A 14,224-nucleotide genomic window follows, 5' to 3' on the forward strand; every position below is an offset into this window, starting at 1 on the left:
ATAGCGAACGAGATTTCCAGAATTAATCCTTAGCGATCCTGCCTACAATCGAATCATTATTTTTCATCTCTGTGATTCGACCCATTCATGCTCACCGCTACTGAAACAGCACCGCGCGCCAGCGCCTCCGTTCCGTTCTCGGCTTTCCACGCCGATGTCAACCATGCGCAATCGCCGTTGCGCGCCGCCATCACCGCCGTCTATCGCCGCGATGAACGCGAAGCGGTGCAATGGCTGCTGGGCGAGGCGAAAACCAGCGATGCGGCGCAGGCCCGCATCCGGCAGATGGCGCGCACGCTGGTCGAGGCGGTGCGCCAGAAGCGCACCCGCGCCTCCGGCGTCGATGCGCTGATGCATGAATTCTCGCTGTCGTCGGAAGAAGGCGTGGCGCTGATGTGCCTGGCCGAGGCGCTGCTTCGCATTCCCGATCACCAGACCGCCGACCGCCTGATCGCCGACAAGATCAGCAAGGGCGACTGGCGCAAGCACCTGGGCGAATCGCCGTCGCTGTTCGTCAATGCGGCCACCTGGGGCCTCCTGATCACCGGCAAGCTGGTCGGCACCAATAGCGAGCAGGGCCTCGGCTCGGCGCTGACCAAGCTCATCGCGAAGGGCGGCGAGCCACTGATCCGCAAGGGCGTGGACCTGGCCATGCGCATGCTGGGCAACCAGTTCGTCACCGGCCAGACCATCGAGGAAGCGCTCGACAACAGCCGCGACAATGAAAAGCGCGGCTACCGTTATTCCTACGACATGCTGGGCGAGGCGGCGCTCACCGAGGAAGATGCCGCGAAGTACTACGCCGCCTACGAGCAGGCGATCCATGCCATCGGCCGCGCCTCCAACGGCCGCGGCATCAAGGACGGCCCCGGCATTTCGGTCAAGCTGTCGGCACTGCATCCGCGCTATTCCCGCGCCCAGCGCGCGCGCACCATGGCCGAACTGCTGCCGCGCCTGAAGCAGCTGATCCTGCTGGCCAAGCGCTACGACATCGGCCTCAACATCGATGCCGAGGAAGCCGACCGCCTGGAACTGTCGCTCGACCTGATGGAAGCGCTTGCCCACGATCCGGAACTGGCCGGCTTCGACGGCATCGGCTTCGTGGTGCAGGGCTACCAGAAGCGCTGCCCGTTCGTCATCGATTACCTGGTTGATCTGGCGCGCCGCAGCGGCCGCAAGTTCATGGTGCGCCTGGTCAAGGGCGCTTACTGGGATGCGGAAATCAAGCGCGCCCAGGTGGACGGCATGCCCGGCTATCCGGTCTATACCCGCAAGGTGTACACCGACGTGTCCTATCTGGTCTGCGCGCAGAAGCTGCTGGCCTCGACCGATGTCATCTATCCGCAGTTCGCCACCCACAATGCGCACACGCTGTCGTCGATCTACACCTGGGCCCAGGAGCGCGGCGTCAACGACTATGAATTCCAGTGCCTGCACGGCATGGGCGAAACCCTGTACGACCAGGTGGTCGGCGCAGACAAGTTCAACAAACCTTGCCGTATCTATGCGCCGGTCGGCTCCCATGAAACCCTGCTCGCCTACCTGGTGCGCCGGTTGCTGGAAAACGGCGCCAACTCGTCGTTCGTCAACCAGATCGTTGACGAGAACGTGGCTATCGACTCCCTGATCGCCGATCCGCTGGACGTCGCGGCCAAGCTGGGCGGCGCCGTGCATCCGAACATCGCCTTGCCGGTCGACATGTTCGGCGCCGAGCGCCGCAATTCCGCCGGTTTCGACCTGAGCAACGAAAACACGCTGGCTGAAGTCGATGCCGCATTCACCCGCTTCGCCGCGCAGCAATGGCAGGCCTTGCCGTTGCTGGGCACCGGCGCTTTCACCAGCGGCCAGGCCCAGCCGGTGCGCAATCCGGCCAACCATGCAGATGTGGTCGGCCAGGTGATCGAAGCCGGCGTCGCAGAAGTCGATGCCGCGCTGGAACAGGCGCAAGCCTATGCCGCCGACTGGCAGGCCACGCCGCCGGCCATGCGCGCCGATGCTCTGGTGCGCGCCGCCGACCTGCTGGAGAACAACAGCCTGGAACTGATGGCGCTGGCCATCCGCGAAGCCGGCAAGTCGTTGCCGAACGCGATTGCCGAAGTGCGCGAAGCGGTCGACTTCCTGCGCTACTACGCCGCCGAGACCCGACAGGCACCCAATGGGTCGCAGACTGCCGCGCTCGGCCCGGTGGTCTGCATCAGCCCCTGGAATTTCCCGCTGGCGATTTTCATCGGCGAAGTCAGCGCCGCGCTGGCCGCCGGCAACGTGGTGCTGGCCAAGCCGGCCGAGCAGACGCCGCTGATCGCCCACCGCGCGGTGCAGCTGATGCATGAAGCCGGCATTCCGCGCGGCGCGCTGCAATTCCTGCCGGGACGCGGCGAAGTGGTGGGCGCCCGCCTGACCGCCGACAGCCGCGTGAGGGGCGTCATCTTCACCGGTTCAACCGAAGTCGCGCAGCTGATCAACCGGGTGCTGGCGAAGCGCATCGCCGAGGAAGGCCACGACATTCCACTGATCGCCGAAACCGGCGGCCAGAATGCGATGATCGTCGACTCCAGCGCCTTGCCGGAACAGGTGGTGACCGACGTCATTACTTCCGCCTTCGACAGCGCCGGCCAGCGCTGCTCGGCGCTGCGCGTGCTCTGCCTGCAGGCCGACATCGCCGACAAGACGGTGAAGATGCTCAAGGGAGCGATGCAGGAACTGCGCATCGGCAACCCCGACCGCCTCGCCACCGACATCGGCCCGGTGATCGACGCCGAAGCGCAGCAGGGCTTGCTGCGCCACATCGACCGCATGCGCGCCCAGGGCAGCAAGGTGCATCAGCTGGCGCTGCCGGCCGCCTGCGACAACGGCACCTTCGTGCCGCCGACAGTCATCGAGATCAATTCGCTGTCCGAGCTGCAGCGCGAAGTGTTCGGCCCGGTGCTGCATGTGCTGCGCTACCGCCGCGACGAACTGCCGGCGCTGATCGATGCGATCAACGCCAGCGGCTATGGCCTGACGCTGGGCGTGCATTCGCGCATCGATGAAACCATCGACTTCATCACCTCGCGCGCGCATGTCGGCAACATCTACGTCAACCGCAACATCGTCGGCGCGGTGGTCGGGGTGCAGCCGTTCGGCGGCGAAGGCAAGTCGGGCACCGGCCCGAAAGCCGGCGGACCGCTCTATCTCAAGCGGCTGCAGCGCAACGCCGCGGTGACGCAGGCTGCGCACACCATCCACCAGAAGGATGCGGCATCGTCGCAGCCGGCCTTCAACAGCCTGCTGGCTTGGGCCGGCACCCACGGCCACGAACGCATCGCCGCGCTGGCCGACAGCTATGCGCATGCTACGCTGCTCGATACCGCGCTGGTGCTGCCCGGCCCGACCGGCGAGCGCAATACGCTGAGCTTCGCGCCGCGCGGCGCGGTGCTGTGCGCGGCCGCGACCACTCCGGCGCTGCTTAACCAGCTGGCCGCGGTGTTTTCCACTGGCAATACAGCGGTGATGACGGCGGAAACGGCGCGTCTGCTGCCGGCCGGCCTGCCGCAGGAAGTCAGGCGCGCGGTGACCACCGTGGAGATCCGGCAGCTGCCGCAGACCCCGCTGCAGATCGCGCTGGTCGATGCAACGCAGATGGCGCACACCCTGGCGGCGCTGGCGGCGCGCGACGGCGCGCTGGTGCCGCTGGTGGAGACCGCCGAAGCCGAACCGATCGCCTTGTGGCGCCTGGTGGCAGAGCGCGCGGTATGCGTCAACACCACTGCTGCAGGAGGCAATGCCAGCCTGATGACACTCGGCGCGTAAGCTTCGCCGCCGAGCAGGCAGCTGCAGCTACCTGGACAGGTGCGGCAGGGCGGGAAGATTTCCCGCCCTGTTTCTTTTTGGCCGGCCGTGGCCGCATCGTCTGCCGCAGGCTTGCATCCCTTGCCAGGTTGCCTTGCGGAAGACCTCGTGAGGCGCATCAGCTTCCTCGTTTCCCGCTTAGCTCCTCCCTGAACCATTGACAGTCCGTCAACGTCTTAACCGTATGTCACGCGCGACCCACATAGCGATCGGCGGCAGCCTCGGCCTTGCTGCTGTGCTTGCTATTGTCGTCGCCTTTCTCTTCGCGTTCGACTGGAACCGCGCCCGCCCCTGGGTCGGCGAGCGCATCGCCGAAGCCAGCGGCCGTTCCTTCGAGATCCGCGGCGACCTGTCGCTGGTGTGGCGGCCGGCGGAAGGCGAAGCCGGCTGGCGCGCCTGGATTCCCTGGCCGCACCTGCAAGCCGCCGACATCGTGCTCGGCAATGCCGGCTGGTCGTCGCAGCCGGTGATGGCGCAAGTCGCGCAGGTCCGCTTTTCCGTCAATCCGCTTGGCCTGCTGCACAAGGAACTGCGCATTCCCAGCCTGTCGCTCGAAGCGCCGCAAGTGCTGCTCGAGCGACGCAAGGACGGCATCGTCAACTGGACTTTCAAGCCCAAGGACGATTCAGGCTGGCAGACGCGAATCGGCCGGATCGCGGTGGGCAAGGGCAGCGTGCGGCTGTCCGACCAGCAGCGCCGCCTTGAATTGCAGGGCGAAGTCGATACCCTCGACGGCCGCAATAGCGACCCTGGCAATCCCTACCTGCTCGGCTGGCGCATCAAAGGCAATTACCAGGGCGAGCCGATCCGCGGCAACGCGCGCTCGGGCCAGCTGGCGATCCAGGGAAGCGATGCCCGCTATCCGATCGAAGCCAGCCTGAAGCTGGGGCCGGCGGCCGCGCAAACCCAAGTCGATCTGCAGGGCTACCTCGACCGGCCGCGCGACGGCCCGATGCTGGATCTGCGGGTCGATGTGAAAGGCGCCAGCCTGGCCCAGCTTTATCCGCTGCTGGGCATCGCCTTGCCGGATACCCGCCACTATGTCACGCGCGGCCGGCTGACGGGCACGCCCGGCCTGTCCTGGACCTATCGTGATTTCGACGGCCGCATCGGCGAAACCGATATCGCCGGTGAATTGCATTTCCGCTTGAAGACGGATGGCACCGATGGCCGCGGCGGGGAAGCGCTGCCAAGGCCGCGCCTGGAAGGCAGGATCGTCACCAACCGGCTGCAGTTCGGCGATCTGGCACCGCTGGTCGGCATCAAGCCCGGCAACCCTACGGACAAGCCATCCGACCGGCTCCTGCCCGACCGCCCCTGGCGTCCGGAGCGCTGGAGGAAGATCGACACCGATATCGAATTCACTGCCCGCAGCATGGCGCGCAGGGAACTGCTGCCGGTCGACAGCCTGGTCACCCGCATCCGGCTGCAGGAAGGCGTGCTGACGCTGGCGCCGCTGGAGGCCGGCATGGCCAGCGGCAAGCTCAGCGCGACGCTGCGGCTGGACGGCGGCAGGCAACCGCTGCGGGGAGAAATGAAACTGTCTGCGCGGCATCTGAAGCTGGCCAGGCTGTTCGACGATCCGCTGATGAAGGGCAGCGCCGGCGAAATCAATGCCGATGCCTCGCTGCGCGGCAGCGGCAAGTCGATCGCCGGCCTGCTGGCCGGCGCCGACGGCGAACTGCGCTCGGCAGTCAACGGCGGCACGGTGAGCCGGCTGTTCCTCGACAAAGTGGGACTGAACGTGAGCAGCATGGTCGCGGCGCAGATGTTCGGCGACAAGCAGGTAAAGATTAATTGCGCGCTGACCGATATCGAAATTGCCAAGGGCGTGATGCGGCCGCGCGCCTTCGTTATCGATACCGACGAGGCGCGCATCAGTGTCGACGGCACGGTGGATCTCGGACGGGAAAAGGTGGCGCTGACGGTGCACCCGGAAAGCAAGGGCTGGCGGCTGCTTTCATTGCGCTCGCCGATCCATGTCGACGGCAATTTCAGGAAGCGGGAGGTGACGGTGGATCGGGGGACGCTTGCATTGAAGGCGGGGGCTGCGGTTGCGCTCGGGTTGCTTGGGCCGGCGGCGGCCTTGCTGCCGCTGGTGCACGTGGGTCCGGAGGAGGGGAGTGATTGTGCGGGGTTGCTCAAGCCGGCGGGCAAGTGAGGCTTGGTTGGGTAGTGCAGGCCTCCGTGCCTGCACAGAGGGCCTTTGTTCGGAGAGAGCTTGAATGTTATTTTCTCCGTGAGGGCTTGCTCTGCCGGGACTGGCCCCGGCGGGCCACCTACTTCTTTGTGTCAACAAAGAAGTAGGCAAGAAAACGACCCCGCTGCCGTCGCCCCTTCGGGGTTCCCAAAAGAGCGTAGCACCCGGCGGGAAGCGCGGAAACTCGCCTTCGGCTCAGACAGTCCGCGCTTCTTTATCCGCCCGGCGCTGCACTCTTTTGGCGTCGTCAGAAGGGGAAATTCACAGCCTCTTTGCGCTGACTCATTCAGCCTGGTTGTCGGAATAACCTCTTTTCGTTAACGCGGATCCACCCTGCAACTTAAAAAGTAAAGGACCGGTTCACTAAAAATTGGCTGCGTCAGCGCAAAGTGGCTGTGGAATCCCCCTCTGACGACGCCAAAAGTGCTCAACGTAAAGCGGATAAAGAAGCGCAGATGTTTGAGCCGAAGGCGAGTTTCTGCGCTTCCCGCTTTACGTTGGGTACTTTTGGGAACCCCGCAGGGGCGACGGCAGCGGGGTCGCCTTTTTTGCCTACTTTTTTGGCGAAGCAAAAAAGTAGGTGGCCCGCCGGGGCCAGTCCCGGCAAAGCAAGGCCCCACGGAGAAAACAACCATCAACATCTCTCCGGACAAAGCCCTCTGTGCAGGCACGGAGGCCTGCACTACCCAGCCTCATCCGACTCCGCAGAGCCGCCTCACAACCCCGAACGAATACCGCGACGCCACCCGCTCGATGAACTGCATGAAATCACCCGGCGCCGATTCATCCGCGCCGTCGGAAATCGTGCGGATCACCGCAAACGGCACCCCGAATTCAAAGCACACCTGCGCCACCGCCGCCCCCTCCATCTCCACCGCCAGCAACTGCGGAAACGCCCGCCGAAGTTCGCCCCGCCGCTGCGGCCCATGGATGAATTCGTCGCCGCTACCGATCAGCCCGCGATGCACCCGCGGCCGGTCCAGCCGGAACAATTCCCGGTCGGCCTGCGCCACCATCCGGTCGACATCCTCGGCAACGAACCGCCCGGCAGCATCGAACAGCCAGTCGCTCAGGTGCCGGTCCGAGGAAAACAGGGCTTGCCCGAGCAGGGGCACCTCGAAACGCGGAAACAGCGGCGCCGAATTCATGTCGTGCTGCACCAGCGCATCGGCAATCACGATATCCCCGACCTTGACTCCCGCATCGACGCTGCCGGCCACGCCGGTGAACACGATATGCGTGACGCCGAAACGCTCGATCAGGGTGGCGGCAGTAGCCGCCGCCGCGACCTTGCCGATCCTGGAAAGCACGCAAACGGTGTCCATGTCCCATAAACGGCCGCTTACATAGTCACGCATGCCACGGGAAACAGCATGCCGCTGAGCCATGTTGTCGATCAGGCCAGCCTGTTCCTGGTGCAGAACGCTGATCAGTCCGAGACGTGGAATCGGTGGTGGCATGCAAATCCTGACAATGAAGGGTTGGAACAGTGCTTGGCCGGCAAGTGTACTTGCATTACTGCATTCAGCGCAGCCGGGTGGCCGATGAGGAAGTGAGGGTTTTTAAATTAGGTTTGGTATTTAAAAATAGTAGTAGTTGTTAACGTGCTCACCTTTCTGTGGATAACCCGGTAAACCCCTTTGCAATCAATTTTCTAGCGCATGCATAAGCGCTTGCACAAACCGTGTATGGCGAAAGGATGGAATCTGGATAAGAAAATCCAGTCATCTGAGATTTCGAGTTCTCCCCAAGCGCTCAAGCGCATATCCATACAGTTATCCACAGGCCGATTTGGCAAAGTGTTGTTATCGCGGCCAAATTCCCTGCAGCAGGCCGAACACGGCTGCAATCGTCGGCTCCTGCTTGCGCTTGGCCAGCGCGATGAAGGACAGCTCGGTCGACAGGCTGACCTTGTCGGCGATCACCAGTCCATGCGCATGGGCTTCCCGCAGCGCGATCGATTCCCGCACCAGCGACAAGCCGACCCCGGACTTGACCAGGTCCAGCATCGACATTTCCTGGTCGACCAGCGCCACCTTGTTCGGCTGCGCCCTGGCTTGGGCAAAGGCTTTCGACAGCAGGCGGTTGTGCGCCGATTCCGGCGGCGTCCAGATCCAGGGCAAGGCGGCCAGCGCCGCCCAGTCCTTGCCGGCGACGCGCGCCTTCCATCCCTGCGGCGCGACCACGTTGTAGGTGAAGGAGGTCAGCACCTGCGCATGGAATTCCTTGCCGGGCGTGCCGAGGTAGTAGCCGACATCGAGTTCGCCGGCCCTGACCTGTTGCAGCACCCAGCCGGACATGCCCTGCTGCAGCTGGGTCGACAGCTGCGGATAGGTTTCCACCAGGCGCTTGAGGAAAGGACCGAGGCGGATGAATTCCGGGTCGAGGATGGTGCCGATGGACAAGCCGCCGGACAGGGTCGAATGCAGGGCCGCCGCGCGCTGGCGGAATTCGGCGACGCTTTCCATGACCCGCTCTGCGATCGGCAGCAGCTTGGCGCCGTCGTCGGTGAGCACCATGCCGGCGGGGGTGCGATGGAACAGCTGCAGATCGAGGCCGGTCTGCAGCGACTTGATTTGCAGGCTCACCGCCGGCTGGGTCAGGTGCAGGCGCTCGGCGGCGCGGGTCAGATTGCCTTCGCGGGCGACGGTGACGAAGGCGCGCAATTGGATCAAATCCATGGTCCACCATAAGGAATGCTTATATCGCTTTGATAATAACTGATTGGATTTGGCGGTGGGGCGGCGATATCCTGCTGAAAAATCGTTACATTGCCAAAGGAATCCTTATGACACAGCTCATCCAACATCACATCGGCGGTCGCTTGACCGAATCGGCCAGCGCACGCAGGCAGGATGTCTTCAATCCGGCCACCGGCGAAGTCAGCGGCCAGGTGGTGCTGGCCAGCACCGAGGAAGTCAATGCCGCCGTTGCGGCGGCGCAGGCGGCGGCCCCAGCCTGGGCGGATACCGCGCCGCTCAAGCGCGCGCGCATCATGTCCAAGTTCAAGGAATTGATCGAACAGCATCATGACGACCTCGCCGCCGCCATCACCCGCGAGCACGGCAAGGTGTTTTCGGATGCCAAGGGCGAAGTCACTCGCGGCCTGGAAGTGGTGGAATTCGCCTGCGGCATTCCGCAACTGATGAAGACCCAGTTCACCGACAACATCGGCGGCGGCATCGACAACTGGCAGCTGCGCCAGCCGCTGGGCGTGACCGCCGGCATCACGCCGTTCAATTTCCCGTTCATGGTGCCGATGTGGATGGCGCCGATGGCGATTGCCACCGGCAACAGCTTCATCCTCAAGCCGTCCGAGCGTGACCCGTCGCCGTCGCTGATGATCGCCGATTTGTTCAAGCGCGCCGGCCTGCCGGACGGCGTGTTCAACGTGGTGCAGGGCGACAAGGTGGCGGTGGACGCGCTGCTGCAGCATCCGCAGGTCAATGCGGTGTCCTTCGTCGGCTCGACACCGATCGCGGAATACATCTATACCGAAGGCGCGAAGCGCAAGGGTCCTTATCCGCTGCGGGTACAGGCCTTGGGCGGCGCCAAGAACCACCTGGTGGTGATGCCCGATGCCAACCTGGAGCAGGCGGTCGATGCCCTGATCGGCGCGGCCTACGGTTCGGCCGGCGAGCGCTGCATGGCAATTTCAGTGGCGGTGGCGGTCGGCAGCGTGGCCGACAAGCTGGTCGAGGCGTTGATCCCGCGCGTCAAGGCGCTGAAGGTCATGAACGGCATGGAAGCCGAGGCTGAAATGGGCCCGGTGGTCACCGCCCAGCACAAGGCTAAGATCGAAGGCTACATCGAGGATGGCGTGCAGTCCGGCGCACGCCTTTTGGTCGACGGCCGCGGACTGAAGGTGGCCGGCCATGAAAACGGCTTTTTCCTCGGCGGCTCGCTGTTCGACCATGTGACGCCCGAGATGAAGATCTACCAGGAAGAAATCTTCGGCCCGGTGCTGTGCGTGGTGCGCGTTCCCGATTTCGCATCGGCGGTGCAGCTGATCAATGCGCATGAATACGGCAACGGCGTGTCGCTGTTCACCTCCGACGGCAATACCGCGCGCGAATTCTCGCGCCGCATCGAAGTCGGCATGGTCGGCATCAATGTGCCGATCCCGGTGCCGATGGCCTGGCATTCCTTCGGCGGCTGGAAGCGTTCGCTGTTCGGCGATACCCATGCCTACGGCGAGGAAGGCATCCGTTTCTATACCCGCTACAAGTCGGTGATGCAGCGCTGGCCCGATTCCATCGTGAAAGGTGCGGAATTCACCATGCCGGTGGCGAAGTAGGAAAAGCCGGGGTTTTCCTTGCCGGCAAGCGAGGTACGCTGTGGATAAACCCTTGGATAGCGGGTGGATGTAAACGGGACAAGCCGGGAAAAACGCAGCAGCGCTTTTTTATCCCGAATCCATCCTCTCGCCATACACGGGTTGTGCAGGTGCTTGTGCATTCTTCAAGCGGTTGAATGGAAACGGGTTTACCGGCTTATCCACAGGAAGGGCAGGCAGTTAACCATTACTACTATTCGTATACTTCAACTTCAATATAAAAAACCGCAAAACCACATTGGCCGGTCTCTGGCGCAAAGAAAAGCCTGAAAACGGCAGCAATGCACGCAGGAATACAGGAACAAACAGGAGCATTCATGGAATCCGCTGGAAAATACGACTACATCATCATCGGTGCCGGCAGTGCCGGCTGCGTGCTGGCCAACCGGCTGGCGCAGGATGCGGGCGTTTCGGTGCTGCTGCTGGAAGCTGGTCGCAAGGATGACTATCTCTGGATCCACATTCCGGTCGGTTACCTGTATTGCATCGACAATCCACGCACCGATTGGCTATTCCGCACCGAAGCCGATGCCGGCCTGAACGGCCGTGCGCTGATATACCCGCGGGGCAAGGTCATCGGCGGATCGTCGTCGATCAACGGCATGATCTACATGCGCGGCCAGGCCAGGGATTACAACCTGTGGGCGGACATCACCGGCGACGACAGCTGGCGCTGGGACCAGGTCTTGCAGGTTTTCAAGAAGACCGAGGATTATCACAAGGGGCCGAGCGAATTCCATGGCGCCGGCGGGGAATGGCGGGTCGAGCAGCAGCGCCTGTCCTGGGAAATCCTGGATGCATTCCGGGAGGCGGCTGCCCAGGTCGGCATTCCGAATGTCGAGGATTTCAACCGCGGCGACAATGAAGGCTGCGGCTATTTCGAGGTCAACCAGAAGAAGGGGCTGCGCTGGAGCACCGCGCGCGCCTTCCTGAAGCCGACCCACAACCGCAAGGGCCAGCTCGACATCATGACCGGCTGCCATGTGAAGCGGCTGCGCATCCAGAAAGGCGAGCAGGGCGAGGTATGCACCGGCGTCGAATTCACCGGCGGCGGCAGGGAATGGTTTGCCGAATGCACGCATGAAACCATTTCCACCGCGGGCGCGGTCGGTTCGCCGCAGATCCTGCAGTTGTCGGGCATCGGTCCCGGCGAACTGCTGCACAAGCACGGCATTCCGGTGGTGATGGATTTGCCCGGCGTCGGCGAAAACCTGCAGGACCACCTGCAATTGCGCATGGCCTTCCGCATCCGGGGCGCGAAGACGCTCAATACGATGGCTGCCAACTGGTTCGGCAAGATGCGCATCGGCATGCAGTATGCGATGTCGCGCAGCGGGCCGATGTCGATGGCGCCCTCGCAGCTGGGCGCCTTCACCCGTTCCGATCCATCGCAGCCGACACCCAACCTGCAATACCATGTGCAGCCGCTGTCCCTGGAGCGTTTCGGCGAGCCGCTGCATCCTTTTCCGGCCTTCACCGCCAGCGTCTGCAACCTGCGGCCTACCGCGCGCGGGCATATCCGCATCGCATCGGCTGATCCGTTCGCCGCGCCCAAGATCACGCCGAATTACCTGAGCACGCCGGAAGACCGCAAGGTGGCGGCCAATGCATTAACGCGCACGCGCACCATCGTCGCCGCGCCGGCATTGCAGAAGTACATGCCCGAGGAATTCAAGCCGGGCGTGCATTACCGCACCGAGGAAGAACTGGCGAAAGCCGCCGGCGATATCGGCACCACCATCTTCCATCCGGTCGGCACCTGCCGCATGGGCCGCGCCGACGATCCGATGGCGGTGCTAGACAGCCAGCTGCGGGTCAGGGGCATACGCGGCCTGCGCGTGGTCGATGCATCGGTGATGCCGACGATCACTTCTGGCAATACCAATTCGCCGACCATCATGATCGCGGAGAAGGCGGCTGAATGGATCAAGGCGGCGCGGCGCGGGCAGGGCGCCGGCATCATCAAGACGGTCGACGTTGGCGCAGGGGTGCAGCCGGTGCAGCCCGAGCAGGCGCTGCTGCGAAGCTGAAGAAAAAATAAGCGCTCCGCAAGGAGCGCTTTTCATTTGATTGCCGGATGCCGACGCAGGCCTTCTGCAAAGGATTAGCTGACATCGCTGTTTTCTTCATGCTAACATTGGCTCGACTTGCCTGTAGTCAATATATCTATACGAACCAGAACGATTGATACAGGCCAAACAATCGGTGGATGAATTCTCTACTGTATTGCCACCCCCCCAGTCGTACTGTGTACTGTGCATTTTCGTTATGCACGACCTTCCGCTGAAACAGCGGGCAGTATTGGCCTGACCTAATAACAGTCAACAGGGAGAACCCATGGCGGATGTGGTTTTGGAGACGCGGCAGTTGACCAAGGAGTTCAAGGGGTTTACTGCCGTCAACAACGTTAGCCTGCAGGTGCAGCGCGGGCATATCCATGCCTTGATCGGCCCCAACGGCGCCGGCAAGACGACCTGCTTCAACCTGCTTACCAAGTTCCTGGTCCCGACCTCGGGACAGATCCTTTTCAACGGCCGCGACATCACGATGTCCAAGCCGGCGCAGATCGCGCGCCAGGGCATCATCCGCTCGTTCCAGATTTCCGCCGTTTTCCCGCACCTGACCGTGCTGGAAAACGTGCGCATCGGCCTGCAGCGCCCGCTCGGCAATTCCTTCGCCTTCTGGCAGAGCGAGAAAAAGCTCAATGCCCTCAACGACCGCGCGATGGCGCTGCTTGCCCAGGTGGATCTGGAAAACTTCGCCGACACGATGACGGTCGACCTGCCCTACGGCCGCAAGCGCGCGCTCGAAATTGCCACCACGCTGGGCATGGAGCCGGAACTGATGCTGCTCGATGAGCCGACCCAGGGCATGGGCCATGAAGACGTGCACCGCGTGACCGCGCTGATCAAGAAGGTATCGGTCGGCCGCACCATCCTGATGGTCGAGCACAACATGAGCGTGATCTCGGGCATCAGCGACCGCATTTCCGTGCTGCAGCGCGGCGCGGTGCTGGCCGAAGGCACGTATGAGGAAGTTTCAAGCAATCCGCAGGTGATGGAAGCCTACATGGGCACCACCAGCGGCGAACTGGAAGGAGCGCACTGAATGGCTGTACCGGCACTGGAAATCAGGAATCTTCACGCCTGGTATGGCGAATCGCATATCCTTCACGATCTCAATTTCTCGGTCAACCAGGGCGAGGTGGTGACCCTGCTCGGGCGCAACGGCGCCGGACGCACCACGACGCTGCGCGCCATCATGGGCCTGACCGGCGCGCGCAAGGGTTCGATCAAGATCAACGGCACCGAAGCCATCGGTTTTCCGACCCACAGGATCGCGCATCTCGGCGTAGGTTATTGCCCCGAAGAGCGGGGCATTTTTTCGTCGCTGTCGGCCGAGGAAAACCTGCTGCTGCCGCCGCAGGTATCGAGCACCGACAAGGGCATGTCGATCGAAGAGATCTACGACATGTTCCCCAACCTGAAGGAGCGCCGCAACAGCCAGGGCACGCGGCTGTCAGGCGGCGAACAGCAGATGCTGGCGGTGGCGCGCATTCTGCGTACCGGCGCGCGCCTGCTGCTGCTCGACGAAATTTCCGAAGGACTGGCGCCGGTGATCGTGCAGGCGCTTGCGCGCATGATCACCATGCTCAAGGCAAAGGGATATACGATCGTCATGGTGGAGCAGAATTTCCGCTTCGCCGCGCCGCTTGCGGACCGCTTCTATGTGGTGGAACATGGCCAGATCGTAGAATCCTTCGCCGCATCCGAACTCAATAACAAGATGCCCGTGCTGAATTCGCTGCTCGGGGTATAAGCAAGCAAGCCACACAATGGCTTTGTATAACAAAGGAGATT

The 14,224-nt window shown here is 63.0% G+C and carries 8 protein-coding genes; 6 read left to right on the forward strand and 2 right to left on the reverse strand.

Annotation, left to right across the window (positions count from 1 at the left end; genetic code table 11):
- Positions 1 to 87 precede the first annotated feature (87 nt).
- On the forward strand, positions 88 to 3,789 hold the full coding sequence (gene putA, locus RY831_RS15945) for a trifunctional transcriptional regulator/proline dehydrogenase/L-glutamate gamma-semialdehyde dehydrogenase (protein ID WP_326507358.1): 3,702 nt from the start codon (positions 88 to 90) through the stop codon (positions 3,787 to 3,789).
- A gap of 223 nt (positions 3,790 to 4,012) precedes the next feature.
- A complete protein-coding gene (locus tag RY831_RS15950; protein WP_326507359.1) occupies positions 4,013 to 5,989 on the forward strand; it encodes an AsmA family protein in 1,977 nt (658 codons plus the stop codon).
- A 731-nt stretch (positions 5,990 to 6,720) separates the two neighbouring features.
- Here the strand turns inward: RY831_RS15950 and RY831_RS15955 are convergent.
- On the reverse strand, positions 6,721 to 7,488 hold the full coding sequence (locus tag RY831_RS15955) for a 5'-methylthioadenosine/adenosylhomocysteine nucleosidase (RefSeq protein WP_326507360.1): 768 nt from the start codon (positions 7,486 to 7,488) through the stop codon (positions 6,721 to 6,723).
- A gap of 345 nt (positions 7,489 to 7,833) precedes the next feature.
- A complete protein-coding gene (locus tag RY831_RS15960; RefSeq protein WP_326507361.1) occupies positions 7,834 to 8,709 on the reverse strand; it encodes a LysR family transcriptional regulator in 876 nt (291 codons plus the stop codon).
- Positions 8,710 to 8,816: 107 nt separating this feature from the next.
- On the opposite strand from RY831_RS15960, the gene RY831_RS15965 reads away from it, so the two are divergent.
- From RY831_RS15965 to RY831_RS15980, 4 genes are all read left to right on the forward strand, one after another.
- Positions 8,817 to 10,325 (forward strand): CoA-acylating methylmalonate-semialdehyde dehydrogenase, encoded by a 1,509-nt coding sequence (locus tag RY831_RS15965; protein ID WP_326507362.1) that lies wholly within the window; start codon positions 8,817 to 8,819, stop codon positions 10,323 to 10,325.
- Between the two features lie 356 nt (positions 10,326 to 10,681).
- Positions 10,682 to 12,394, forward strand: a complete 1,713-nt coding sequence (locus tag RY831_RS15970) for a GMC family oxidoreductase (RefSeq protein ID WP_326507363.1) — start codon at positions 10,682 to 10,684, stop codon at positions 12,392 to 12,394.
- A gap of 307 nt (positions 12,395 to 12,701) precedes the next feature.
- On the forward strand, positions 12,702 to 13,472 hold the full coding sequence (locus RY831_RS15975) for an ABC transporter ATP-binding protein (protein ID WP_326507364.1): 771 nt from the start codon (positions 12,702 to 12,704) through the stop codon (positions 13,470 to 13,472).
- Entirely contained in the window at positions 13,473 to 14,183 is a 711-nt protein-coding gene (locus tag RY831_RS15980; RefSeq protein ID WP_326507365.1) for an ABC transporter ATP-binding protein, read from the forward strand.
- Positions 14,184 to 14,224: the final 41 nt, after the last annotated feature.

It is taken from the genome of Noviherbaspirillum album (genome assembly GCF_035916955.1).
Lineage (GTDB): Bacteria > Pseudomonadota > Gammaproteobacteria > Burkholderiales > Burkholderiaceae_D > Noviherbaspirillum > Noviherbaspirillum album.

What these genes read in the sequence shown, in the direction of transcription:
- RY831_RS15960 (WP_326507361.1), bottom strand. Translation starts at nt 8,709, where the DNA reads ATGGATTTGATCCAATTGCGCGCCTTCGTCACCGTCGCCCGCGAAGGC.
- RY831_RS15955 (WP_326507360.1), bottom strand. Translation starts at nt 7,488, where the DNA reads ATGCCACCACCGATTCCACGTCTCGGACTGATCAGCGTTCTGCACCAG.
- RY831_RS15970 (WP_326507363.1), top strand. Translation starts at nt 10,682, where the DNA reads ATGGAATCCGCTGGAAAATACGACTACATCATCATCGGTGCCGGCAGT.
- RY831_RS15965 (WP_326507362.1), top strand. Translation starts at nt 8,817, where the DNA reads ATGACACAGCTCATCCAACATCACATCGGCGGTCGCTTGACCGAATCG.
- RY831_RS15980 (WP_326507365.1), top strand. Translation starts at nt 13,473, where the DNA reads ATGGCTGTACCGGCACTGGAAATCAGGAATCTTCACGCCTGGTATGGC.
- RY831_RS15975 (WP_326507364.1), top strand. Translation starts at nt 12,702, where the DNA reads ATGGCGGATGTGGTTTTGGAGACGCGGCAGTTGACCAAGGAGTTCAAG.
- RY831_RS15950 (WP_326507359.1), top strand. Translation starts at nt 4,013, where the DNA reads ATGTCACGCGCGACCCACATAGCGATCGGCGGCAGCCTCGGCCTTGCT.
- putA (WP_326507358.1), top strand. Translation starts at nt 88, where the DNA reads ATGCTCACCGCTACTGAAACAGCACCGCGCGCCAGCGCCTCCGTTCCG.